Source organism: Rhodanobacter sp. FW106-PBR-R2A-2-24, from assembly GCF_058789615.1.
On record NZ_JBYTBV010000002.1, the window covers coordinates 3,218,057 to 3,241,034 of the forward strand.

At 67.8% G+C, this 22,978-nt stretch carries 23 protein-coding genes; 16 read left to right on the forward strand and 7 right to left on the reverse strand.

Features of this window, described 5'->3' with window-relative positions; genetic code table 11:
• Positions 1–209 precede the first annotated feature (209 nt).
• Complete coding sequence (locus AC3WQA_RS15785) at positions 210–2,381, forward strand: M4 family metallopeptidase (protein WP_492675983.1); 2,172 nt, start codon at positions 210–212, stop codon at positions 2,379–2,381.
• 120 nt (positions 2,382–2,501) lie between these two features.
• Here the strand turns inward: AC3WQA_RS15785 and AC3WQA_RS15790 are convergent, their stop codons facing one another.
• The 4 genes from AC3WQA_RS15790 to AC3WQA_RS15805 form a co-directional block, all read right to left on the reverse strand.
• Positions 2,502–2,990, reverse strand: a complete 489-nt coding sequence (locus AC3WQA_RS15790) for an asparaginase domain-containing protein (RefSeq protein WP_492676378.1) — start codon at positions 2,988–2,990, stop codon at positions 2,502–2,504.
• A gap of 31 nt (positions 2,991–3,021) precedes the next feature.
• A complete protein-coding gene (locus AC3WQA_RS15795) occupies positions 3,022–4,659 on the reverse strand; it encodes an acyl-CoA dehydrogenase family protein (protein WP_492675984.1) in 1,638 nt (545 codons plus the stop codon).
• Between the two features lie 54 nt (positions 4,660–4,713).
• Positions 4,714–5,967, reverse strand: a complete 1,254-nt coding sequence (locus tag AC3WQA_RS15800; protein WP_492675985.1) for a polyhydroxyalkanoate depolymerase — start codon at positions 5,965–5,967, stop codon at positions 4,714–4,716.
• Between the two features lie 80 nt (positions 5,968–6,047).
• Complete coding sequence (locus AC3WQA_RS15805) at positions 6,048–6,569, reverse strand: RDD family protein (protein ID WP_492675986.1); 522 nt, start codon at positions 6,567–6,569, stop codon at positions 6,048–6,050.
• An 18-nt stretch (positions 6,570–6,587) separates the two neighbouring features.
• Between AC3WQA_RS15805 and xerD the strand changes: the two genes are divergently transcribed.
• From xerD to AC3WQA_RS15870, 13 genes are all read left to right on the forward strand, one after another.
• Entirely contained in the window at positions 6,588–7,490 is a 903-nt protein-coding gene (gene xerD, locus AC3WQA_RS15810; protein WP_492675987.1) for a site-specific tyrosine recombinase XerD, read from the forward strand.
• A gap of 79 nt (positions 7,491–7,569) precedes the next feature.
• On the forward strand, positions 7,570–8,367 hold the full coding sequence (locus tag AC3WQA_RS15815) for a DsbC family protein (RefSeq protein WP_492675988.1): 798 nt from the start codon (positions 7,570–7,572) through the stop codon (positions 8,365–8,367).
• A gap of 157 nt (positions 8,368–8,524) precedes the next feature.
• A complete protein-coding gene (gene rpsF, locus AC3WQA_RS15820) occupies positions 8,525–8,923 on the forward strand; it encodes a 30S ribosomal protein S6 (protein ID WP_492675989.1) in 399 nt (132 codons plus the stop codon).
• A gap of 14 nt (positions 8,924–8,937) precedes the next feature.
• A complete protein-coding gene (gene rpsR, locus AC3WQA_RS15825; RefSeq protein ID WP_077483437.1) occupies positions 8,938–9,168 on the forward strand; it encodes a 30S ribosomal protein S18 in 231 nt (76 codons plus the stop codon).
• A 220-nt stretch (positions 9,169–9,388) separates the two neighbouring features.
• Positions 9,389–9,838: a 50S ribosomal protein L9 gene (gene rplI, locus AC3WQA_RS15830; RefSeq protein ID WP_492675990.1), complete on the forward strand. Its 450-nt coding sequence runs from the start codon at positions 9,389–9,391 to the stop codon at positions 9,836–9,838.
• A gap of 269 nt (positions 9,839–10,107) precedes the next feature.
• The gene (locus AC3WQA_RS15835; protein ID WP_492675991.1) at positions 10,108–11,502 is read left to right on the forward strand and encodes a replicative DNA helicase; all 1,395 of its coding nucleotides are present in this window, start codon (positions 10,108–10,110) and stop codon (positions 11,500–11,502) included.
• Between the two features lie 27 nt (positions 11,503–11,529).
• Complete coding sequence (locus tag AC3WQA_RS15840) at positions 11,530–12,255, forward strand: YggS family pyridoxal phosphate-dependent enzyme (RefSeq protein ID WP_492675992.1); 726 nt, start codon at positions 11,530–11,532, stop codon at positions 12,253–12,255.
• A gap of 4 nt (positions 12,256–12,259) precedes the next feature.
• Positions 12,260–13,186, forward strand: a complete 927-nt coding sequence (locus tag AC3WQA_RS15845) for a C40 family peptidase (RefSeq protein ID WP_492675993.1) — start codon at positions 12,260–12,262, stop codon at positions 13,184–13,186.
• A 303-nt stretch (positions 13,187–13,489) separates the two neighbouring features.
• Positions 13,490–13,699, forward strand: a complete 210-nt coding sequence (locus AC3WQA_RS15850; protein WP_492675994.1) for a cold-shock protein — start codon at positions 13,490–13,492, stop codon at positions 13,697–13,699.
• A gap of 63 nt (positions 13,700–13,762) precedes the next feature.
• On the forward strand, positions 13,763–14,632 hold the full coding sequence (locus tag AC3WQA_RS15855) for an alpha/beta hydrolase family protein (RefSeq protein ID WP_492675995.1): 870 nt from the start codon (positions 13,763–13,765) through the stop codon (positions 14,630–14,632).
• 50 nt (positions 14,633–14,682) lie between these two features.
• Positions 14,683–15,741, forward strand: a complete 1,059-nt coding sequence (locus AC3WQA_RS15860) for an NADH:flavin oxidoreductase/NADH oxidase (RefSeq protein ID WP_492675996.1) — start codon at positions 14,683–14,685, stop codon at positions 15,739–15,741.
• A 13-nt stretch (positions 15,742–15,754) separates the two neighbouring features.
• A complete protein-coding gene (locus AC3WQA_RS15865) occupies positions 15,755–16,630 on the forward strand; it encodes a pirin family protein (protein WP_492675997.1) in 876 nt (291 codons plus the stop codon).
• 10 nt (positions 16,631–16,640) lie between these two features.
• Positions 16,641–16,943 (forward strand): Mpo1-like protein, encoded by a 303-nt coding sequence (locus AC3WQA_RS15870; protein WP_492675998.1) that lies wholly within the window; start codon positions 16,641–16,643, stop codon positions 16,941–16,943.
• A gap of 30 nt (positions 16,944–16,973) precedes the next feature.
• On the opposite strand, the gene AC3WQA_RS15875 is transcribed toward AC3WQA_RS15870, so the two are convergent.
• Positions 16,974–17,363 (reverse strand): cytochrome c, encoded by a 390-nt coding sequence (locus AC3WQA_RS15875; protein WP_492675999.1) that lies wholly within the window; start codon positions 17,361–17,363, stop codon positions 16,974–16,976.
• Positions 17,364–17,466: 103 nt separating this feature from the next.
• Between AC3WQA_RS15875 and AC3WQA_RS15880 the strand changes: the two genes are divergently transcribed.
• Positions 17,467–18,255 (forward strand): tRNA threonylcarbamoyladenosine dehydratase, encoded by a 789-nt coding sequence (locus tag AC3WQA_RS15880; protein ID WP_492676000.1) that lies wholly within the window; start codon positions 17,467–17,469, stop codon positions 18,253–18,255.
• A 157-nt stretch (positions 18,256–18,412) separates the two neighbouring features.
• Positions 18,413–19,426 carry an isocitrate dehydrogenase gene (locus AC3WQA_RS15885; protein WP_492676001.1) on the forward strand — a complete coding sequence of 338 codons (1,014 nt, stop codon included), beginning with the start codon at positions 18,413–18,415 and terminating at the stop codon, positions 19,424–19,426.
• Positions 19,427–19,587: 161 nt separating this feature from the next.
• Here the strand turns inward: AC3WQA_RS15885 and AC3WQA_RS15890 are convergent, their stop codons facing one another.
• Positions 19,588–20,265, reverse strand: a complete 678-nt coding sequence (locus tag AC3WQA_RS15890) for a Fe2+-dependent dioxygenase (RefSeq protein ID WP_492676002.1) — start codon at positions 20,263–20,265, stop codon at positions 19,588–19,590.
• 113 nt (positions 20,266–20,378) lie between these two features.
• Positions 20,379–22,724 carry a catecholate siderophore receptor Fiu gene (locus AC3WQA_RS15895; RefSeq protein WP_492676003.1) on the reverse strand — a complete coding sequence of 782 codons (2,346 nt, stop codon included), beginning with the start codon at positions 22,722–22,724 and terminating at the stop codon, positions 20,379–20,381.
• Between the last annotated feature and the right edge of the window lie 254 nt (positions 22,725–22,978).

Genomic DNA, 22,978 nt, shown 5'->3' on the forward strand with positions numbered 1-22,978 from the left:
GGGCGGCGCATCGCGTCGCCAAGCCGTAACGAGTTCGCGAGCTGCCACGCAAGGATTACCGGGGGGAGTGCAGCCGGGTTCGGACTCATTCGGGGTCGCCTGACAAGCTTTGCATTTGGGGACCGTGCCGCGCACGGAAATTCTTGCATGGGGTCCGACCGGCCGCATCGGCTAGGCGCACCCGTAAAAAAAGTCTCAGGAGTTTACGAATGTCCAATCCTTACCGTCTCAAACTGCTGGTGGCCGCCATCGGCATGGCCACGGCTTCGGTAGCCACGGCCGCCACCACCCAGCTTGTGCATGCGCAGAACCTGGGTGCCGCGCCGGCCAGCACGCTGGCCGCGAGGTTCAACCTTGGCCCTGCCTCGACCCTGGCGCCGCGCAGCGCGGTTGCCGTTGCCGGCGGCCAGCACGTGGTGCGCCAGCAGCAGATGTATCGCGGCGTGCCGGTCTATGGCCGTGGCGTGGCCGTGGTGCAGAACGCACAGGGCCAGGCCCTGCGCGCCACCGGCGAGCTGGCGCCCGATGCCCAGTTCGCACTGGCGTCGGTAACGCCGAAGTTGGATGCCGCCAAGGCCATTGCCGCACTCAAGGCGCATGCGCACACCATGCTGGCCGGCGGCGTGACGATGGCCAACCAGAAGGCCGATCTCTACGTTTATCCCCAGGAAAACGGCCCGGCGCACCTGGTCTACCTGGTCTCGTACTTCGTCAACGGCACGATGCCCACGCGTCCCACGGCGATCATCGACGCCAACACCGGCGCCGTCCTCCAGAGCTGGAACGGCCTGACCGACGCCACCGCGACCGGCCCGGGCGGCAACCAGAAGATCGGCAAGTACATGTACGGCACCGACTACCCGGCGCTGAACGTGACCCAGTCGGGCAGCACCTGCACACTGCAGAACACCAACGTGGTCACCTACAACCTGCACCAGGGAACCAGTGGCGGCAGCATCGTCAGCTTCGCCTGCCCCAACAGCGACACCGACGCCATCAACGGCGCCTACTCGCCGGTCAACGACGCCCACCACTTCGGTGGCGTTGTGCATGACATGTACACGGCCTACATGGGCGCCGCGCCGCTCAACATGCAGCTGCGCATGAACGTGCACTACAAGTCGAATTACGAGAACGCGTTCTGGGACGGCACCGCGATGAACTTCGGTGACGGCGCCAGCACGTTCTACCCGCTGGTGTCGCTGGACGTGACCAGCCATGAGATCAGCCACGGCTACACCGAGCAGAACTCCAACCTGCAGTACAGCGGCCAGTCCGGCGGCATGAACGAGGCCTTCTCGGACATGGCCGGCGAAGCGGCCGAGTTCTACGACCGCGGCGCGAACGACTTCCTGGTCGGCGCGGACATCGTCAAGACCAGTGCCGGCATCGGTAACGCGCTGCGCTACATGTGCAACCCGACCCAGGACGGCGGCTCGATCGACAACGCGGCCAACTACACCTCCAGCCTCGACGTGCACTACTCCAGCGGCGTCTACAACAAGGCGTTCTGCCTGCTGGCCAAGACCTCGGGTTGGGACGTGAAGAAGGCCTTCCAGTCCTTCGCGCTGGCCAACAAGAGCTATTGGACGGCCACTTCCACCTTCAACTCCGGCGCCTGCGGCGTGGAGTCGGCGGCCACCGACCTGGGCTACAACGCCAATGACGTGATCGTCGCCTTCACCGCGGTGGGCGTGACCTGCCCGGGCACCGGTGGCGGCACTGGCGGCGGGACGGGTGGCGGCACGGTCACCGAACTGCAGAACAACGTGGCGGTCACCGGCGTGTCGGGCGCAACGGGTGCCGACAACGACTACTTCGTCACCGTGCCGACCGGCGCCAGCAACCTGGTGATGTCGATCTCCGGTGGCACCGGCGATGCCGACCTGTACACCAAGTTCGGCAGCGCGCCGACCACCACCAGCTACGACTGCCGCCCGTATGTCTCCGGCAACAGCGAGAGCTGCACCGTGGCCGCGCCGCAGGCCGGCAAGTACTACATCAAGGTGCACGGCTACTCGACCTACTCGGGCGTGACCGTGAAGGCCAGCTACTCCACCGGCGGCACGGGTGGCGGCAGCGGCGGTACCACCACGGTGAGCCTGCCGACGGTGTCCACCAGCAACTGGTCCGCCACCTACACCAAGACGGTGCAGGCCGGCCAGACTGCGAAGTTCGCGATCTCCGGCGGTACCGGCGACGCGGATCTGTACGTGCGGGCGGGTTCGGCGCCGACCACCAGCGCCTACAGCTGCCGTCCGTACCTGACCGGCAACAACGAGAGCTGCAGCTTCACGCCGACGACGACCACCACCTACTACATCAAGGTGCGTGCGTACCAGACGTTCTCCGGCGTGACGCTGACGGAAACGGTGAACTGATACGAACGTGGGGGCTGCGCCGGGCAACCGGCGCGGCCATCCCTGCCGTTCCACAAAAAAACCGGCCTCGGCCGGTTTTTTTGTGGAACGGCACGCGCGCGGTGGCGGCTTGCGCAGGGGTCAGTCGGCGGCTTCGAAGCGGTTTTCCGCGCGGTTCTTGCGCACCTTGGCCGGGTCCCACACGCGGCCGTTCATGGCGATGTAGACGCCTGCGGGTAGGGTTTGCACCGCGGCCACCGCGCAGCCGATGTTGAAGACCGCGTCCGAGCCCTGGAAGCGCGCCGGGTTCAGCGCGCCGGTGAGCACGATGGTCTTGCCGGGGATGCCCGCCAGTACGCGCGCGGTTTCCACCATGGTGTCGGTGCCGTGGGTGACCAGCACATGGCGGTGCGGCTGCGCCTCGATGGTGGAGCGGATCAGTGCGCGATCCTCGGCGGTGATGTGCAGGCTGTCCTTGCGCAGGATCGGGATGACGTCGAACTGGAAGGCCACGCCGAGCTGGCCGAGGATGTCGCCGATCTGCGGCGCGCCGATCTTGTAGTCCGACTTGTCGTCGAAGTAGATCTTGTCGATGGTGCCGCCGGTGGTGACGATGGAAAGGTGCTGCATGGTCGCTGCGCCGAAGTGGGGACGTGCCATTTTAGCCGCCCAGCAGCAGCGCCGTGTCATTCGCGTCGGTATCGGCCAGCCGCAGCAGGCCGTGGCCGAGGAAACGGCGCAAGGCGGCCGCCGGGCGCGCATCGCCGCGAGCCTGCGCCCAACTGGCCTGGCGTGCCAGCAGGCCAGCGGCGGCGCAGCGCGCGAGTGTCAGCGCGATACCGCGTGCGGCGGCCTCGCGCTGGGCGCGGTCGACGGTGGGGTCAAGCCGGCGGACGGCGCTATCCAGCGCGCTGTCGATGGCGAAGGCGGCATGCGGGTCGCCGCCGCGCAGCCAGTGGGCCACGGCCTCGCGCAGCGCGCCGGTGCCGTCGGCGCCCAGCGCACGCAGCGCGTCCAGCGCCAGCACATTGGTGGTGCCCTCCCAGAGGGGATACACCTGTGCGTCGCGCACGAGCTGCGGCAGGCCGGTGTCCTCGATGTAGCCCTGGCCGCCGAAGCATTCCATGGCTTCCGAGCACAGCCGCACGGCAAGCTTGCCTGTCCACAATTTGGCGAGCGGCGTGAGCAGGCGCAGCAGGGCACGCTCGTGGCCGGCGGCGCTGCCGCACTCCACCCGTCCCAGGAGCTGCGCCAGTTCGAAGCTGAGCGCGAAGGCGCCTTCGAACTCGGCCTGCATGTCCGCCAGCGTCTGCGCATGCAGGGGCAGTTCGATCAGCGCCCGGCCGAAGGCCTGTCGCCGCATCGCGTAGTCCTGTGCCAGCGCCAAGGCGCGCGCCATGTGCGCCACCGCGCAGATGGCGTTCCAGGTGCGCGTGACGTTGAGCATCGGCGCGATCTGGCGCACGCCGCCGGAGAGCTCGCCCACCGGCCAGGCGGGCAGGCCGTCGAGATGGATCTCGGCGGTGGGCAGCTCGCGCGTGCCCAGCTTGTCCTTCAAGCGGTCGATGACGAGTTCGGGCTTGCGCGCGTCGCCGTCCATCGTCTCCACGTAGAACAGCGCCAGTGCGCTGGAGCCGCCGGCCGCGCCCGCCGGGCGCGCCAGGGCGAGCGCGGCCTCGCCCACCACGGCGGAGCTGAACCACTTGCGGCCGTACAGCCGCCACTGGCCGTCGGCACCCATGCGCGCCTCGGTTTCGCTCTGGCCCACGTCCGAGCCGCCGTGCGTCTCGGTCATCCATTGGCCGCTGAGCCAGAACGTGGCCGGGTCGCGGGATAGGAGATGCGGCAACGCGCGTTCGATCAGCGCGTGGTTGCCGGAGGCCTTGAGCGCCGTGGCCGCGCCGTCGCTCATCGCCAGCGGGCAGGTGTAGAACTCGCTGGCCACGTGGTAGAGGTAGACCCGCGCGAATTCTTCCAGTCGCGCGTGTTCGTGGTTCTCGTGGCCGCTGGCAAGCACCGCATGGCGGGTGGCGATGTCCGGGCCTTCCTGCCAGGTCGTGGTCAGCTCGATGCGATCCACGCGCTGGCCCCAGGCGTCCCATGCCGTGAGTATCGGCTGGCGCCGCGCGGCGACGGCGGCGCGCCGCCATGCCATCAGGGCGTAATCGCCCAGCGCGCCGAGATCGGCTTCCAGTGCGGCGCGGCGCGCGGCGGGCAGGGCGCGTTCCAGGAGATCATGCAGCAGGCGTTCGCCGTGCCAGGGGTGCGGCAGTTGCGGTGCGGCTTGCAGGAAGGACATGCGCGTGCTCCGTTGGGGCCGGGGCACGAGTATGACGCGGGTGGCGTGCGCCGGTTACTTTCCGGCGCGGTCAGCCATCCGGATGAACTCGCGCACCTGCGGATAGACCAGCTCGCGCCAGCGTCGCCCGCTGAAGATGCCGTAGTGGCCGGCGCCCTCGATCACCTGGTGCGCGCGGCGCTGGGCCGGAATGTTGCTGCACAGGTCGTGCGCGGCCTGGGTCTGGCCCAGGCCGGAGATGTCGTCCAGCTCGCCTTCGATGGTGAGGAGGGCGCTCTTCGTGATGGCGGCGGGGTTCACCCGTTCGCCAGCCACGTCCCACAGCCCGCGCGGCAGCAGGAATTGCTGGAACACGGTGGCGATGGTGTCCAGGTAAAACTTCGCCGGCAGGTCGAGCACGGCGTTGTATTCGTCGTAGAACCGGCGATGAGCCTCGGCATCGTCCATGTCGCCGCGCAGGAGGTTCTGGTAGTAGTCCCAGTGTGAGCTCAGGTGGCGGCCGGGGTTCATCGCGATGAACCCGGCGTGCTGCAGGAAGCCCGGATAGACCTCGCGGCCGTGGCCGGGGTAGTTGGGCGGCACGGTGTGGATCACGTTGCCCTTGAACCAGGACAGCGGCTGGGTGGTGGCGAGGTTGTTGACGCTGGTGGGGCTGCGCCGCGGGTCGATCGGGCCGCCCATCATGGTGAGGCTCTTGGGCGTGGCCTCGCCGCGCGCGGCCATCAGCGCCACCGCCGCCAGCACCGGCACCGTGGGCTGGCATACCGAGATCACGTGCAGCTTCGCCGCGCCGACCTCGCGGATGAAGCGTTCGACCAGTTGCACGTAATCGTCCAGCCCGAAGGTGCCGTGCTCGGCCGGCACCATGCGCGCATCCACCCAGTCGGTGATGTAGACCTTGTGGTCGCGCAGCAGCGTGCGCACGGTGTCGCGCAGCAAGGTGGCGTGGTGGCCGGAGAGCGGCGCGACCACCAGCACGGTGGGGTCGTCCTTCATCGCCGCGATGGTGGCCGGATCGTCGCTGAAGCGCTTGAAGCGCTTGAGCTGGCAGAACGGCGTATCCAGCGCGAGGCGCTCGATCACCGCGATCGGGTGGCCGTGCGCTTCCAGTTGGTGGATGTTGAAGCGGGGCTTCTCGTAGTCCTTGCCGAGGCGATGGATCAATTCATAGCCGGCGGCCAGCCGCTGTGTGCCGGGCCAGGAGGCGAACGGGTTGTTCGCGTCGTTCAGCATCTGTGCGCTGGCGTCGGCGAAGTGGCTGAGCGGGCCGAGGAAGGCGCGTTGCCATTCGTGGATCTGGTAAAGCATGGGACGGCCAGCTGGCGAAAGATTCGCCATTTTAGCGCGGATGGCTGCGCCGTGCTGCGATGCCGCAATCGAGCATGATTTCAGTCGATGCGCTGCACTTCGGTGCCAGCCACGACGTCGTGCAGGGCGCGCCGGCGCGGATCGAACAGCGCCACGGCAAACTCCAGCGCCCATGCGCCCAGGGTGGCCCACAGCGTGACCCGCAGGCCAAGCCGCGGCGCCAGCGCCAGCAGCAACAGCGGCGCGGCGCCCACCAGCAGGCGCAGCACCGCCTGCCGCAGGCTGATCGCGGCGCCATCGTGGCGGCGCACCCGGATGCGCCAGGGCCGCATGCCGACGGTTTGCCCGCCGCGCCGCCACGAGGCGATGAAGTACGCCGCCACTACCACGCCTTGCAGCAGCGGATACCAGGCCGGCACCGCGACATGCGCGCCGGTGGCGATCAGCTGACCACCGGCGGCCAGCTGGCAGGCGAGCCCTACCGTCATCATGATCGCCAGCACGATCAGCAGGTCGTAGACGAGGGCGAGCAGGCGGCGCCACGGCGGGCAGGGCAGGAGATCCGTCATCGGCTTGCGTTCATGCGGCGCGATGCCCAGCATCGCAGGATGGAAAAGGACATGCCCGCCAGTATCGCCCAAGCCGATGCCATGAGCATCGAGGCCTTCCTCGAACGCGTGTGGTCGGAAGATGGCCTGGCCGCGCGCACGCTGGCGGCCTATCGCGGCGATCTCGCAGCGCTGGCGCGCTGGCTGGCCGCGCGCGGGGCGACGCTGACCACGGCCAGTCGCGCGATGATTTCCGACTACCACGGCAGCCAGCGGGTGTCCGTGCGCTCACTGGCGCGGCGGCAATCGACGTTCCGTCGCTACTACGCCTTCCGTGTGCGCGAGCAGCCGGGGTTCGACGATCCCACCCTCCTGATCGAGCCGCCGCACCTGCCGCGCAGCCTGCCCAAGGCGCTGGCCGAGCGCGAGATCGAGGCGCTGCTGAACGCGCCGGATGTCGACAGCCTGCTTGGCCTGCGCGACCGCGCCATGCTGGAGCTGATGTATGCCTCCGGCTTGCGCGTCTCCGAACTGGTGGAGTTGCCGCTGGCCGCGCTGAATCCGCGCCAGGGCGTGCTGCGCGTCACCGGCAAGGGCGGCAAGGATCGCCTGGTGCCGGTGGGCGAGGTGGCATTGGGCTTTGTCGAACGCTATCTCGCCGTCGTGCGTCCGGTGCTTGCCAAGGTGCGCCAGCCGGCGGCGCTGTTCCTCAGCCGGCGCGGCGAAGGCATGACGCGGCAGATGTTCTGGACGCTGGTGAAGCGTCACGCGTTCACGGTCGGCATCCCGGCCAAGCGCATTTCCCCGCACGTGCTGCGGCACTCCTTCGCCACCCACCTGCTGAACCATGGTGCCGATCTGCGCGCGCTGCAGATGCTGCTGGGCCACAGCGCGCTCAGTACCACGCAGATCTACACCCTGGTGGCGAAGGAAGGCCTGAAGCGCCTGCACGCGCAGCACCATCCGCGCGGTTGAGACGCCGGTTCATGACCGCGCCGGCCGGCTGTGCGAAAATCGCCGTTTGGCCGCACTTTTGCGGCCCGTGAGGTGGGCGATGTTGAAGCAGTTCGTACTGGCGCTTGCCGTCGGTGGTTTTGCGCTGGTGGCCTGTGCGGCCGACAACGGCCCTGTCGCCGTGGCGGTGCCGGCGCCGAGTGCCGTGCTGGGCGGTGGTGTCGATGCTGGCGCGCTCAAGCTGGTGCAGCAGGCGCTGCTGCGCCTGGCGCCGGGGGTGCGGGTGGACGTGGTGAACCGCGCGCCGATCCCGGGTTTCTACCAGGTGATCGCCTCGGGCCAACTGGTCTACGTCAGCACCGACGGCAAGTACCTGATGAGTGGCGATCTGGTCGACCTGGGCGCCAGGAAGAGCCTGAACGACACCGCCTGGGCCACTTTCCGCAAGGCCGAGCTGGCCAAGCTGCCGGCCAGCGCGCACGTCAGCTATGCGCCGGCCCAGCCGAAGTACCGGGTCACCGTATTCACCGACATCACCTGTCCCTACTGCAAGGCGCTGCACGAGCATATCGAGGCCTACAACAAGGCCGGCATCGCGGTGGATTACCTCGCCTGGCCGCGCGCCGGCGTCACCGATTCGTCGGGCCGCCCCACGCCGAGCTATCTGGCCATGGTGTCGGCCTGGTGCGCGGCCAACCCCAAGACGGCGCTTACCCAGGCTTTCGATGGGCAGGAGCCCAAGCCGGCCAAGTGCGCGAATCCGGTGCGTACCGAGTTTGAGCTGGGCGAGAAACTGGGTATCACCGGCACGCCGGCCATCTTCACCCCCAGCGGTCGCCAGGTGGGCGGTTACCTCACTCCGGCGCAGCTCCTCAAGATGCTGGAAGAGGGCGGCTGAGGGTTGATGGTTTTTCAAGCGCTTGCGTGGTACCCCCCGTTCCGCTTACCATCCCGCTTCTGTCCACCCGCAAAGGGGTGTGGCGGACACTTGCCTCACCGCACCCGGCGGGAGGCTGCGAGGCCGCAAGGCCGCATCCACAAGGAGTCGATTCCCGATGACCCTGCGTCATTACGAAGTCGTGTTTCTGGTCCACCCTGACCAGAGCGAACAGGTTCCCGCGATGATCGAGCGTTACAAGACGCTGATCGAAGCCGAAGGCGGCAAGATCCACCGCCTGGAAGACTGGGGCCGCCGCCAGCTGGCCTACACCATCGCCAACCTGGCCAAGGCGCACTACGTGCTCCTGAACATCGAAGTGGGCCAGAACACCCTCGCCGAGCTGGAGTCGGGCTTCCGCTTCAACGACGCCGTGCTGCGCCACCTCGTCATCAAGCGCGACGCCGCCGACATCGAGCCGTCCTTCATCCTGAAGAGCAAGGAAAAGGATGACGCCCGTTCGTCGCGCCGCCGCGATGATGAGGGTGATAGCCGCGACAACGACAGCGACGAGTGAGAGGATCCCCGACCATGTCCAAGTTTTTCCGCCGCCGCAAGTTCTGCCGCTTCACTGCCGAGAAGGTGAAGGAGATCGACTACAAGGATCTCAACACCCTGCGCCAGTACGTCACCGAGAACGGCAAGATCGTGCCCAGCCGCATCACCGGCACCAAGGCGCGCTATCAGCGCCAGCTGGCGACCGCCATCAAGCGCGCCCGCTTCCTGTCGCTGTTGCCGTACACCGACAACCACGACGTTTGATGCGTGTTCCCTTCTCCCCGGCGGGGAGAAGGTGCCCGCAGGGCGGATGAGGGGGAAGGTGCTTGCGCGATTGCCGGCTGAAGTCCGCTTCGGCGTAGCCATCCAGGCAAGCCCGACCCCTCACCCCAACCCTCTCCCCGCAGGGGAGAGAGCGTGAATATTCGGACACCCGTCCACGGCTGCGCCGGGCCACACCGGTGCTAACGAAAAGGTAGAACCCATGGAACTCATCCTTCTGCAGAAAGTGCGCAACCTTGGCGACCTCGGCGACAAGGTCGTCGTGAAGCCGGGCTATGGCCGCAACTTCCTGATCCCGCAGGGCAAGGCCGTGCGCGTGAACGCGGCCAACTTGGCCGAGTTCGAACAGCGTCGCGCCGAGTATGAGGCCCGCGCCAACACCATGCTGAGCGATGCGCAGGCACGCCAGGCCAAGTTGGCCGAGGTGTCGGTGACCATCGAGGCGCACGCCAGCCCCGAGGGCAAGCTGTACGGCTCGGTGAGCCCGCGCGACATCGCCGAGGCGTTGCAGGCCATCGGCCAGGCCGTCCACAAGGGCGAAGTGATCCTGGGCGAAGGCCCGCTGCGCGTCTGTGGCGAGCACGAGGTGGCGATCCACCTGCATGCCGATGTGCAGGCCTCGGTCAAGGTGATCGTGGTGGCGCAGAAATAAGTCGCGCTGGCGCGATCCGCCAACGAAACGGGCGCCTTCGGGCGCCCGTTTCGTTGATAGGAGCAGGAAGCGGGGAATCGCAAAAGCATCGCGCGCTTGCCGCAGCCCGCCCTTGCCCACCCCCGGTTCCTGCTCCCGGCCACTTATCCCCAATTTTCCCCAGCTTTTCCACAGGAATTCGTCTCGACCGATGAGACGCCGCCGCGCATCATGGGGGGTGCGTCCCATGCCGCGTGCGGCGGTCGATTTGTTTTCCGAGGTTAAGCCCGATGTCCTTCGTGCCCGAACGCAAGTCCCCCGCGTCAGCTGTCGAGGCGCTGCGCGTGCCGCCGCATTCCATCGACGCCGAGCAGGCGGTGCTGGGCGGGCTGATGCTGGCGCCCGACGCGCTGGACAAGGTGGCTGATCGGCTGGCCGAGGACGACTTCTACCGCCGCGACCACCGCCTGATCTGGCGCGCCATCAACGAGCTGGCCAACAAGGGCATGCCCTGCGACGCGGTGACGCTCGGCGACTGGTTCGAGGCCAACGGGCTGGGCGAGATGATCGGCGGCGCCAGTTATCTGATCGAGCTGGCCAACGGCACGCCCAGCGCGGCGAACATCGCCGCCTATGCCGAGATCGTGCGCGAGAAATCGGTGCTGCGTCAGCTGATCGACGCCGGCACCTCGATCACCGAGGACGGCTACCGCCCCGAAGGCAAGAGCGTGCACGAGGTGCTGGAAAGCGCCGAGCAGCGCGTGTTCCACATCGCCGAATCCGGCGCGCGCGGCAAGAAGGATTCCGTCTCGATGCGCGAGGCGGTGAAGGATGCCTTCCGTCTGCTCACCGAGCGCTACGAGAACAAGGGCCAGCTCACCGGCATCACCAGCGGCTTCACCGACCTGGACAATCTCACCTCGGGCCTGCAGCCTTCCGACCTCATCATCGTGGCGGCGCGTCCCTCGATGGGCAAGACCGCGTTTGCGCTCAATATCGCCGAGAGCGCCGCGCTGCGCGCGAAGAAGGCGGTGGTGGTGTTCTCGATGGAAATGTCCGCCTCGCAGCTGGCGTTCCGCCTGATCTCATCGGTGGGGCGCGTGCACCAGCAGGCGCTGCGCAACGGCGATCTGGCCGAGGAGGACTGGCCGCGCGTCTCCAACGCCATCACCATCCTTTCCGAGGCCAAGATCTTCATCGACGACACGCCCGGCCTGTCGCCGGTGGAGCTGCGTTCGCGCGCGCGCCGCCTGCACCGCGAGCATGGCGGCCTCGGGCTCATCGTGATCGACTACCTGCAGCTGATGCAGGTGCCCGGCAACAAGGAAAACCGCGCCACTGAAATCTCCGAGATATCGCGCTCGCTGAAGGGGCTGGCCAAGGAGCTCAACGTGCCGGTGATCGCGCTCTCGCAGCTCAACCGTTCGCTGGAGCAGCGCGCCGACAAGCGGCCGATGATGAGCGACCTGCGCGAGTCGGGCGCCATCGAACAGGACGCCGACGTCATCATGTTCATCTACCGCGACGAGTACTACAACAAGGAATCGCCGGACAAGGGCCTGGCCGAAATCATCATCGGCAAGCAGCGCAACGGCCCCACCGACACCGTCAAACTCACCTTTCTCGGCCACTACACCAAGTTCGAGAACTACGCCTCCGATTCCTTCGTGGGCGGGTTCGAGTAGCAGCGAAACTCCCCGGAGGCTGGATTCATGGATCACGCACACCTGGCCGCCAACTGGGCGGATATCCGCCGTCGCGTGGACGAGGCTTGCCGCGCGGCAGGCCGCGACCCGCGGGATGTTGCCATCCTGCCGGTTTCCAAGACCTTCGGCGCCGACGTGGTGCGCGAGGCGGTGGGGCTGGGCTGGCGGCGCTTTGGCGAGAACAAGGTGCAGGAGATCTGCGACAAGGCGCGCGCGCTGCCCGACATGGGCATCGACTGGGTGATGATCGGCCACCTGCAGACCAACAAGGTCAGGGACGTGGCGCGTTACGCCAGCGAGGTGCAGTCGCTGGACAGGATGGCGCTGGCCGAGGCGTTGCACCGTCGCCTGCAGTCGGAAGGCCGTGCCATGGATGTGCTGGTGCAGGTGAAGACCTCCACCGAAGAGAGCAAGTACGGCTTGCCGCCGGCCGAGTTGCCCGACTTCCTGGATCGCTTGGGGCAATACGACACCCTGCGCGTGCGCGGCCTGATGACCCTGGCCATCCACACCCAGGTGCCCGCGGCGATCCGCGCCTGCTTCCGCCAGTTGCGCGAATTGCGCGATGCCGCCATCGCCCGGGGCCACGACATCCCGCGCCTCTCCATGGGCATGAGCGGCGATTTTCCGCTGGCCATTGCCGAAGGCGCCACCGAAGTGCGCATTGGCACCGCGATCTTCGGCAGGCGGCAGACTTCCGATGCTTTTTATTGGCCGGAAGCCCCGCGTTAAGTGGGTGGCGACGAAGGCCTTGTCGGGCACGCCATTGAAATACATGATTGTTTTTGACGGTGCGCCGGAATTTTCGGCTTCGAAACGACGGGGTTCAGTTAACCCCGATCCAACAACCCGGCAGCCTCTTCTTGTTAAGGTCAATCCTTCGTCACGTCGCCTGCACGCCAGGCGGCACCTCCGAGAACCATCGAAGGGTTACCGCCTCATGCCAAGCCAGCGATTGACCGGTATTGCCGCGCTCCTTTCCGTGCTGCTGTTCGCTGTACCCGTGCATGCCGCCAGTCGCGCTGCCGCGCCGACCGCCACGATCGCTGCCACGGCCCCAGCTTCGGTGTTTTCGCCCCAGGCTCTTGATCTGACGTCGGCCCCGACTTCGCCGCGCACGCTGGACTTCACCGCTGGCCTGTCCTCCTTCGCCGCTGGCAAGCTGGCGCCGGTCAGCCTGGCGGCGCCGGTGACCGACGACGCCCAAGCGGATGCCGCCGATGTCGCCGCCAGCCCGGCCGAAAGCCTCACCGACCTGCGCAAGTCCCTGCTGGCGTTGGCCATGCACTTGCGCGACGTGCGCTACGTGCGGGGTGGACGCAATCCGGATACCGGTTTCGATTGCAGCGGTTTCGTCCGTTACGTGTTTGCCCATGCCATCGGTGTGCAGTTGCCGGCCAATTCGGCCTCGCAGTTCCTCGCCGGGCTCAAGGTGAAGCGCGGCGACATGAAGCCGGGCGACCTGGTGTTCTTCCATACCGGGGGGCGTCATCGTGGTATCACCCACGTGGGCATCTACATCGCCGACGGTCGCTTCATCCATGCGCCCGCCAGCGGCAAGACAGTGCAGGTTTCCAGTTTGGACGAGGCCTATTGGGCCAAGCGCTTCGTCGGCGCCAAACGGCCGGAAGGTATGCTGGTGCTGGCCGGGCACAGCGGTTGAATGGGGAGCCTTGGCTCCGGTGATGGTTGCAACGGGATCTTGAAGCCGCCGCAAGGCGGCTTTTTTTCGTTGGCACGGCCGTCCAAAGGCCAGCGTCCGGACGGGTCGAAATGGTGGGCTTGACATCTCGCATCCGTGCGCGAAATTCCGTTATGCTTGGCCCGCTGCGTCTGCTTGGCCACGTGCGAGCCCGGTATGGAGCCTGAAGGTTTCATGTCGTTCCACCCGACCCCGGCATGCCCAGTAAGCCGCCGGCCGATCGGTCGGCTTGTCTCAAAGCACTGGTTTGGATCGGAGTGAGTCATGTCGGATCGTGAAACGGGTACCGTCAAGTGGTTCAACGACGCCAAGGGTTTCGGCTTCATCAGCCGCGAGAACGGCCCTGACGTGTTCGTGCATTTCCGTGCCATCACCGGCACGGGCTTCAAGAGCCTACAGGAAGGCCAGAAGGTGACGTTCAAGGTGGTGCAGGGCCAGAAGGGCCTGCAAGCCGAGGAAGTCGCTCCGGGCTGATGGTTGCGTGGCCGCGGAAAGGGCCGGCGCAAGCCGGCCCTTTTCTTTCGCTGCCGCTCCATGATGCAAACCTCGATTGCTTCGCTGGCCATGGCCGACGGCGCGCGCGCGGAGCTGCTCTGCGTGGCGCCCGTCGGCGAGGCGCGTGAACTGCTCTACTGGTTGCCCGCCATGGGCATGCCGGCGCGGCACTACTTGCCGTTGGCCGAGGCGCTGGCGGCACGCGGCGTGGCGGTGGCGCTGCATGAGTGGCGCGGCATCGGTTCCAGCAACTGGCGGGCCGGCCGGCGTTGCGACTGGGGCTATCGCGAGCTGTTGCAGTTCGACCTGCCGGCGGGGCTGGCTGCTGCCCGCGCTCGCTGGCCGCAGGCGCAACTGCGTCTGGGCGGCCACAGCCTGGGCGGGCAACTGGCCTGCCTGTATGCCGCAGCGCATCCGGCGGCGGCCAGTGGCATCGCCCTGGTGGCCAGCGGCGCGCCGTACTGGCGGCGCTTCCGTCACGGCGCGCTGATCCGCCTGGCCTATCTGCTGGCCGCGCCGCTTGCGGGTGCTTGCGGGCACCTGCCCGGGCGGCGCATCGGCTTTGGCGGCAACGAGGCGCGTGGCATCATCGCCGACTGGTCGCGCAGTGGCCGCAGTGGGCGTTACGCCGCCGCAGCGATGGCGCTGGATTTCGAGCAGCGGCTAGGCGAGTTGCGCCTGCCCGTGCTTGCGCTGCGGCTGGCCGACGACTGGCTGGGTCCGGCCGCCTCGCTGGATTGGCTGCTCGGCAAGATGCCGCAGGCGCCGAGCCGCCACGAATTGGTGGCGGCTGCGGAACTTGGCCTGGCGCGCGCCGACCACTTCGGCTGGATGAAGGCGCCCACGCCCATCGCCGCGCGTATCGCGCAGTGGTGTGTGACGGCTGCCACGGCAGGGCATCGCGCACCTTGAAGCCGTTCGGGTGACGCGGCACAGTGAGGTTTTCTCCGGCAGGCCTCGCGATGCAATTGTTGGAACCCCTGGCCCAACGCGGCCTCACCCTGCGCAACCGCCTCGTGGTGTCGCCGATGTGCCAGTACTCGGCGGTCGACGGCGTGCCCGGGTCATGGCATCTGGTGCATCTGGGCAGCCGCGCCGTGGGCGGTGCAGGAGCCGTGCTGGCCGAGGCCACGGCGGTGACGGCGGCAGGGCGCATTTCGCCCGGCGACACCGGTTTGTGGAACGATGCCCAGCTTGCCGCCTGGCAGCCGATCGCGGCCTTCATCGCGGCGCAAGGCGCGGTGGCCGGTGTGCAGCTGGCGCACGCCGGCCGCAAGGCCAGCACGCAGCGGCCATGGGAGGGCGGCGGCCCGCTTTCAGTCGATCAGGGCGCCTGGCCCACGCTGGCGCCCTCGGCCCTGCCGTTTGATGCTCACTGGCATGTGCCCGCGGCGCTGGATGCGGCCGGCATCGCGCAGGTGGTGGCCGATTTCCGTGCCGCCGCGCAGCGCGCGCTGGCGGCAGGTTTTGGCCTGATCGAGCTGCACGCTGCGCATGGCTATCTGCTGCACCAGTTCCTCTCGCCGCTCAGCAACCACCGCGCGGATGCCTATGGCGGCAGCTTCGACAACCGCACCCGGCTGGTGCGCGAGGTGGTGGCGGCGGTGCGTGAGGTGTGGCCCGGCAACCTGCCGCTGTGGCTGCGCCTGTCCGCCACCGACTGGGTCGATGGCGGCTGGGACACGGCGCAGAGTGTGGAACTGGCGCGCGTGCTGCGGCCGCTGGGCGTGGATCTGGTGGATGTGTCCTCCGGCGGCGTGGTGCCCGGCGTGGTGATACCGGTGGCGCCGGGCTATCAGGTGCCGTTCGCCGCGCGCATCCGCCGCGAGGCCGGCATCGCCACCGGCGCGGTGGGGCTCATCACCGAGGCGCGCCAGGCGGCCGACATCGTGGCGTGCGACGAGGCGGACGTGGTGCTTTTGGCACGCGAGAGCCTGCGCGACCCATATTTCCCACGCCGTGCGGCGGCCGAACTGGGTGCATCGCTGGCCGCGCCCGTGCAATATCAGCGGGCCTGGTGAAGGGGAGCAATGGATGAACGAACCACCGATTCTCGTTGATGGCCGCACGCACGATCTTGGCGACGGCTTCATGGTGCGCCGCCTGCTGCCGGTGCTGGCGGCGCGTCACGTTGGCCCGTTCGTGTTCTACGACCACATGGGGCCGGTGGACTTTCCGCCCGGGCGTGGCATGGACGTGCGCCCGCACCCGCACATCGGCCTGGCTACGGTGACCTGGCTGCTGGAGGGCGCGATCCGTCACCGCGACAGCCTGGGCAGCTGCACCGACATCCATCCGGGCGCGGTGAACTGGATGACTGCCGGGCGTGGCATCACGCACTCGGAGCGTACGGCGCCGGAAGCGCGGGCCGTTGGCGGGCGCCTGCATGGCATCCAGGTGTGGGTGGCGTTGCCGCGCGCGCAGGCCGAGATGGCGCCCGAGTTCCACCACCACGACGCTGAAGCCTTGCCGCGGATGCGTTGGGACGGCGTCGATCTCGTCCTGATCGCCGGCACCGGCTGGGGCATGACGTCGCCGGTCAAGGTGTTTTCGCCGATGTTCTTCGCCGAAGTCCGGCTGGAGGCCGATGCCGAATTGCCCTGGCCTGGCGAGCATCTGGAGCGCGGCGTGCACCTGCTCGACGGCGAGCTGGAATGGGGCCGGCTGGTGCTCGCCCCCGGGCAGATGGCCGTGCAGTTCGGCGATGCGCAGCAGAGCCTGCGCGCCCGCCGCGCCTGCCGCCTGATGCTGTTCGGCGGCGCGTCGCTGGATGGCGAGCGCCACTTGTGGTGGAACTTCGTGGCCAGCACGCACGAGCGCATCGAGCAGGCCAAGACCGACTGGCGCGAGGGGCGCTTTCCGAAGGTGCCCGGCGACGAGGCCGAGTTCATCCCGTTGCCGCCAGGCTGATCGCGTATCCATGAGCGACTTCGCCAGCTTCCGTGCGTTCTACCCCCATTACCTCGGCGAGCACCGCCAGCGGTTGTGCCGACGCTGGCATTTCATCGGCAGCACCCTGGTGCTGCTGGTACTGCTGCTGGCGCTGGCCAGCGGGTGCTGGGCACTGCTGTGGCTGTTGCCGGTGGTCGGCTACGGCTGCGCGTGGGTCGGCCACTTCGTCTTCGAGAAGAACCGCCCGGCAACCTTCCGCCATCCCGTCTACAGCCTGCTGGGCGACTGGGTGATGTACGCACAGATGCTGCGCGGCAAGCTGAGTTTCTGACGGTCGGCGCGCGGTGGGGTGAGGCCGGCTTCAGCGGTATTGCTGGTGGCAGTCCTGGCAGGCTTCGCCCACCGGCTTGAGCACCGCCGCCAATGCCGCGCAACTGGCGGGCGCGGATACGGCGGCCTGCTGCAGGCGGGCCTGCAATTTGTCCGCATCGTCGGCGAAGGCCTTGTCCGCGATGCCGAAGGTGGGCTGGATGTCGGTGGCGGTGGATTGCAGGCGCAGCAGATGGTGCTGGATCGTCGCGGCATCGCACTTCTGTGCCTTCATCGCCTGCTTCAGCGCGCCGACGTGGTAGCCCATGGTGTGCATCACCGCCTCGGGCATGGGGTTGCGTGCGGCCAGCACGTTCATCACGTTGGCGGTGCCGAGCACACCGATGGCCAGGCCGAGCAGGATCAACAGGACAGCGCGCATCGAGGGTTCTCGCCGAAGGACAACCCGCCGAGCATAACGCGCGCGGTGGCGCGATAAAATCGCGCACTTGGCGCCGGCCCGGGCGCGATCCATGGATACCGCGATGAGCGAAACCCCTTTTCCGCACGAACGCTTCGCCGGTATCGAGCGCCTGTATGGCGCCGGCAGCGTGGCGAAGCTCGCGCAAGGCCACGTCTGCGTGGTGGGCGTGGGCGGCGTGGGCTCGTGGGCGGCCGAGGCGCTGGCGCGCTCGGGCGTGGGCCGGCTCACCCTGATCGACGCGGACGAAATCTGTGTTTCCAACACCAATCGCCAGTTGCACGCGCTCGATGGCGAGTTCGGCAAAGCCAAGGTGGGCGTGATGGCCGCGCGGCTGCACGCGATCAATCCGGCGCTGCGCGTCGACGCCATCGAGCGTTTCCTCACCACCAGTACGCTGGATGAACTGCTGGATCGCGGCTACGACGCCGTGCTGGACGCCTGCGATGCGTTCCGCGTGAAGCTGGAGATGATCGCCTGGTGCCGCCGCCGCAAACTGCCCATGGTCAGCGTGGGCTCGGCTGGCGGCCGCACCGATCCCACCCAGATCCGCGTGCGCGACCTCTCGCGCACCGAGCACGACGCGATGTTCAGCCTGATCCGCAAGAAGCTCCGCACGGATTTCAACTTTCCACGCAACCCGGATCGCTACTTCGGCGTGTCGGCGGTGTACTCGCTGCAGAATGTGCAGTACCCGCAACCCGACGGCAGCGTCTGCGGCAACCGTCCACCGAATGGGGATGCGTTGAACCTCGCCTGCGGCGGTGGTCTGGGCGCGGCCACCCACGTCACCGGTGCCTTCGCCTATGCGGCGGTGGGCAAGGTGCTGGAGAAGCTGCTGGCCGCGTCGTGACGCCTCCGTGCGAGCTTGCGCGATGCTGCGTGCGAGGATTTTCAACGTCTTGCGAGGCCCCGCCGCTGGCCGTGCAGGCACGGATGGCGGATAATCGGCGGCTACCTTGTCCGCTTTGGCTTTCGTCGGGCGGCACACTTCCCCAAGGAGTTTCCCCATGAGCAAGACCATCGCGGTGATCCCCGGCGACGGCATCGGCCCGGAGATCATGGCCGCCACGCTAGGCGTGCTCGACGCGCTCGATTGCGGCCTCACCTACGATTTCGTCGACGCCGGCATGGTCGCGCTGGAAAAGCATGGCGACCTCTTGCCCAAGGCCACGCTGGACAAGATCGCCGAGCACCAGGTGGCGCTGAAAGGCCCACTGACCACGCCGATCGGCGGCGGCTTCACCTCGGTCAACGTCACCTTGCGCCGCCACTTCGACCTCTACGCCAACGTGCGCCCGGCGGTTTCCTTCCCCGGCACCAAGGCGCGCTTCGAGAACATCGACATCATCACAGTGCGCGAGAACACCGAGGGCGCCTACCTGTCCGAGGGCCAGTCGCTGTCCGAGGACGGCCAGACCGCGATCTCGATGATCCGCAACACGCGCAAGGGCAGCGAGCGCATCGTGCGCTACGCCTTCGAGCTGGCGGTGAAGAAGGGCCGCAAGAAAGTCACGGCGGTGCACAAGGCCAATATCATCAAGACCGCCTCGGGCCTGTTCCTCAACGTGGCACGCGAAGTCGCCAAGGAATACCCGCAGATCGAGTTCAACGAGATGATCGTGGACAACACCTGCATGCAGCTGGTGATGAAGCCCGAGCAGTTCGACGTGATCGTCACCACCAACCTGTTCGGCGACATCCTGTCCGACCTCTGCGCCGGCCTGGTTGGCGGCCTCGGCCTGGCGCCCGGCGACAACATCGGCGCGAATGCGGCGATCTTCGAGGCCGTGCACGGCTCGGCGCCGGACATCGCCGGCAAGGGCATCGCCAACCCCTGCGCACTGCTGCTGGCTGCCGCCGACATGCTCGACCACCTCGGCATGGTGGACAAAGGCGACAAGCTGCGCGCCGCGATCCGCGACACCATGACCAACGACCGCGACAGCGTGACGCCGGACCTCGGCGGCAAGGGTTCGACCGCGAGCTTCGGCGAGGCGATCGCGAAGCGCGTCAAGGGCTGAGTTTCCCCTGCGCACGCAAAAAAGCCGCGGCCCGCCGCGGCTTTTTCGTGGGCGCCGATGTCCGCGGCGTGGCCGGCTGACATGTCAGCGGCGGCTCGGCGTCGGCACGACAGAAGACCACGCGTGGCTGGTCGCACTGGTGCATTGCCAGGGCGGCCGGGTCAGCTTTCCGCCCATTGCCTGAGCAGGTTGTGGTAGATGCCGGTGAGCTGCAGCAGGGCGGCCGTATCGGCGTCGGTGTGCCGGAGGCGCTGGATCGATCCGTCCAGTTCCAGCAGCAGGCGGCGACGGGCGTCGTCGCGCACCAGGCTTTGCACCCAGAAGAACGACGCCACCCGCGCGCCGCGGGTCACCGGGGCGACGCGGTGCAGGCTGCTGGATGGGTAGACGATAGCGTCGCCGGCGGGCAGTTTCACTTCGTGCTCGCCGTAGGTGTCGCTGACGATCAGCTCGCCGCCGTCGTACTCATCCGGTTCGCTCAGGAACAGCGTGCAGGAGACGTCGCTGCGCAACTGTTCGCCGTTGGGCAGGGCCATCACCGCACCATCCACGTGCATGCCATAGGTGCCGCCGCCCTGATAGCGGTTGAAGCGTGGCGGCAGGGTGCGCAGGGGCAGCGCCGCGGCATGCCACGACGGATGCTTCGCCAGCGCCGCCAATACCGTTTCCCCCAGCTGCCGGCGCAGCGGCGAGGCACCCGGCAGTTGTTCGTTGTGCTTGACCTGAGCGCCCTGCGCGCCGACGGTTTCGCGGCCGTCGACCCAGTCGGCGGCATCGAGTGCCCGGCGCAATTGCGCGACCTGGTCATGGTGGAGAACGTTGGGGAGGTGCAGCAGCATGGCGGGATGCCTCGAAAGGTGGCGTTGACGGTGGGTTTCCCTTGCCTGCAGGGGAAGCTGGCCACGGCGCGGCGCAAGTCATCCCATGAACCCCGCAAGCGGGGACGGCGGCGTCAGAAGCGGAAGTTCGCGGTAAGCGTGCCCGCGCGCGTGGTGCCCGGGATGTAGCGGTAGCCGCTCTTGTTGATCGACGCGGCGTAGTGCTTGTCGAGCAGGTTGGTGAGGTTGAGCTGCAGGTCGAGGTGCTTGTTGACGGCGTAGCTGGCCATGGCGTCGACCACCCAGTAGCCCGCGATGTGGGCCGGCGTGCCGATGGCGCCGTCGCTGCCGCGCTGCATGGCGCCGGTGTAGCGCGCCCCGCCGCCGAGGACGAGGCCGAACGGCAGGTGGTAGCTGGTCCAACTGGTAAACGCGCTCTTCGGCGTGTAGGCCAGCACATTGGGGTCGTCGGCGGCGGGCGCCGAGCTGCTGGTGGCGCTGCCGAGCGCACCGCTGCTGGTGTGGGTGCGCAGGCTGGTGAAGCCGGCGTTGATTGCCCAGTTCTCCGTGATCTGGCCGACGGCGGTGAGTTCCACGCCCTGCACGCGCTTGTGGTCGATCGGATACCAGACCAGCGTGGTGGGGTCTTGTTCCAGCTCGTTGCCGACGGTGGTGCGGTAGAACGCGGCGGTGAGCAGCAGGCGTTCGTCGAACAGGTTCCACTTCGTGCCCAGCTCGGCGGTGCGGGCTTGCTCGGGGGCGAACGCGGGGTTGTCCATGCTGTTGGCGAGCGGACTGAACGACAGACTGTTGCCGCCCGGCGGCTGCGCGGCAGTGGCGAGGCTGGCGTAGAGGCTGCCGTCCGCCGTGGGTTTGTAGATCACGGCCAGCTGCCAACTGGTCAGGTTGCCGGATTTGCCAGCATCCAGGCCGGGCACGATGGCGTTGGCGGGCAGGCTGCCGCAGGCCGGCGCGTTCTTGCCGCCGCAGGCGACGGCGCTGCTGAAGTCGGTGCGGTAATGGTCGCGGCGAGCACCGGTGTTGAGCTGCCAGCGCTCGCCGAACTTCAGCGTGTCGAACAGGTAGGCGCCGGCCGTATCGGTCTTGCCGTGCGTCCAGCCGCCGTTGGGGCCGTAGGCCAGCGCATTGCCGACATCGGGATTCGGGGCGTACAGATGGGCCGCGGGCCAGGTGCTTCCACCCAGTGCGGTGAGCGTGATCGTGTCCAGCGTCTCCCGGCTCAGTTCGATGCCGGTGCTCACGTTGTGCGTGATGGCGCCGGTCGCGAAGTCGGCGGTGAGGTTGAGCTGGTTGGCGGAGATGCGGTTGGTCTGATTCTTGAAGTTCGGGTTGCTGCGTGCCAGCGTCCAGCTCGAGGGATCGCTCGGGTTCGGCGTCTTGAGGTTGGCGGCGGTGGCGGTGAACGAGGTTAAGAGGTAATCCTCGTGCGTGCGGCCCCAGCGCAGGGTGTCGTGCAGCGCCATGGCGTCCGAGAAGTCGTGCTGCACGATCGCGGTGAACATGTCCTCGACGACGTGGTCGTGATCCTGGTCGGTGCCGTAGAAATGGTCGGGATCGACCTTGCGCGCGTCGCCGATGAAGGGGCGTGTGGGGTCGGGCGAGGAGTAGCCGGACAGGCCGATGGTGGGGATGCCGCCGTCGGGCACGTTGTCCTGCTGCACGTGCAGGTAGTCGAGATAGACGCGGGTGGGGGTGCCCAGCCCGAAGGCCAGCGCGGGCGCCACGCCATGGCGTTTGTTTTTCACCTCGTGGCGGCCGGGCACGCCGCTGTCCTGCGCCAGCACGTTGAGGCGGAAGGCGGCGTGCTCAGTGAACTGCCGGTTCCAGTCGGCGGTGGCGCGCCGCTGGTCGGCGCTACCCCAGGACAGCGAGCCGGATACGGCGTTGCCGGTCAAGGCTTGCTTGCTCACCATGTTCACAGTGCCGGAAGGCGCGGTGCGGCCATATTTCGTGCTGTCCGGGCCCTTGGTCACCTCGACCTGTTCGGTGTCGAACACATCACGCGAGATCGTGCCGAGGTTGCGCACGCCGTCCACGAAAATGCTGCCGGAAGTGTCGAAGCCGCGCATGAAGATGGCGTCGCCGGTGCTGGTCGAGCCGTTCTCGCCGGCAAAGAACGTCCCTACGCCTGGCGTGTTGCGCAGCGCATCGGTGAGCGTGGTGGCGCCCTGATCCCGGATCAGTTCGTTGCTGATGATGGTGATGGTCTGCGGGGTGTCCAGCAGCGGCTGGGTGAATTTGGGGGAGACGGCCTGGTCGACCTTGTAGGGCACCACCGTGCCTTCGACGGTGACGCCGGTGAGGCGCTTGGCGTGGGCGGTTTGCGCCACATCGGCTGCGGCATCGGCGGCCATCGCCGGCGGCGCCAACGCGAGGCTGGTGACCAGCGAGGCGACACTCAGCGCAGGGGCGCCGAGGTGGCGGGCCAGCGGGTGTTTGCGGCTTTTGACGAACGACATCGGAACGGCTCCATGGCAGGGCCTGAAAAGGGCGGGAGGCAGGGACGGCGCGTCGCGGGCGGGCGCCGCGGCACCACTGGGCGCAACGGTTTTATGCTAATTCAAATGCGAATGATTCGCAACAAATGCAAGGACGAAACCTGCCGCCGTCTGGAAAGAGCACGGCGCGCGGCAGCCGTGCTCCCGGCAAGCGACTCGGCAAGCCCCTCCTGCCGCGCTACCCTGCGGGGATGCCGGTGCCTGTTGCGCCGGGG

Coding starts and splice junctions, on each gene's coding strand:
- AC3WQA_RS15865 (WP_492675997.1), top strand. CDS start 15,755: ATGAACGAACCACCGATTCTCGTTGATGGCCGCACGCACGATCTTGGC.
- AC3WQA_RS15855 (WP_492675995.1), top strand. CDS start 13,763: ATGCAAACCTCGATTGCTTCGCTGGCCATGGCCGACGGCGCGCGCGCG.
- AC3WQA_RS15895 (WP_492676003.1), bottom strand. CDS start 22,724: ATGTCGTTCGTCAAAAGCCGCAAACACCCGCTGGCCCGCCACCTCGGC.
- AC3WQA_RS15795 (WP_492675984.1), bottom strand. CDS start 4,659: ATGTCCTTCCTGCAAGCCGCACCGCAACTGCCGCACCCCTGGCACGGC.
- AC3WQA_RS15840 (WP_492675992.1), top strand. CDS start 11,530: ATGGATCACGCACACCTGGCCGCCAACTGGGCGGATATCCGCCGTCGC.
- AC3WQA_RS15815 (WP_492675988.1), top strand. CDS start 7,570: ATGTTGAAGCAGTTCGTACTGGCGCTTGCCGTCGGTGGTTTTGCGCTG.
- AC3WQA_RS15805 (WP_492675986.1), bottom strand. CDS start 6,569: ATGCTGGGCATCGCGCCGCATGAACGCAAGCCGATGACGGATCTCCTG.
- AC3WQA_RS15885 (WP_492676001.1), top strand. CDS start 18,413: ATGAGCAAGACCATCGCGGTGATCCCCGGCGACGGCATCGGCCCGGAG.
- rpsR (WP_077483437.1), top strand. CDS start 8,938: ATGTCCAAGTTTTTCCGCCGCCGCAAGTTCTGCCGCTTCACTGCCGAG.
- AC3WQA_RS15870 (WP_492675998.1), top strand. CDS start 16,641: ATGAGCGACTTCGCCAGCTTCCGTGCGTTCTACCCCCATTACCTCGGC.
- AC3WQA_RS15875 (WP_492675999.1), bottom strand. CDS start 17,363: ATGCGCGCTGTCCTGTTGATCCTGCTCGGCCTGGCCATCGGTGTGCTC.
- AC3WQA_RS15835 (WP_492675991.1), top strand. CDS start 10,108: ATGTCCTTCGTGCCCGAACGCAAGTCCCCCGCGTCAGCTGTCGAGGCG.
- rpsF (WP_492675989.1), top strand. CDS start 8,525: ATGACCCTGCGTCATTACGAAGTCGTGTTTCTGGTCCACCCTGACCAG.
- AC3WQA_RS15790 (WP_492676378.1), bottom strand. CDS start 2,990: ATGCAGCACCTTTCCATCGTCACCACCGGCGGCACCATCGACAAGATC.
- AC3WQA_RS15880 (WP_492676000.1), top strand. CDS start 17,467: ATGAGCGAAACCCCTTTTCCGCACGAACGCTTCGCCGGTATCGAGCGC.
- xerD (WP_492675987.1), top strand. CDS start 6,588: ATGCCCGCCAGTATCGCCCAAGCCGATGCCATGAGCATCGAGGCCTTC.
- AC3WQA_RS15800 (WP_492675985.1), bottom strand. CDS start 5,967: ATGCTTTACCAGATCCACGAATGGCAACGCGCCTTCCTCGGCCCGCTC.
- AC3WQA_RS15890 (WP_492676002.1), bottom strand. CDS start 20,265: ATGCTGCTGCACCTCCCCAACGTTCTCCACCATGACCAGGTCGCGCAA.
- AC3WQA_RS15850 (WP_492675994.1), top strand. CDS start 13,490: ATGTCGGATCGTGAAACGGGTACCGTCAAGTGGTTCAACGACGCCAAG.
- rplI (WP_492675990.1), top strand. CDS start 9,389: ATGGAACTCATCCTTCTGCAGAAAGTGCGCAACCTTGGCGACCTCGGC.
- AC3WQA_RS15785 (WP_492675983.1), top strand. CDS start 210: ATGTCCAATCCTTACCGTCTCAAACTGCTGGTGGCCGCCATCGGCATG.
- AC3WQA_RS15860 (WP_492675996.1), top strand. CDS start 14,683: ATGCAATTGTTGGAACCCCTGGCCCAACGCGGCCTCACCCTGCGCAAC.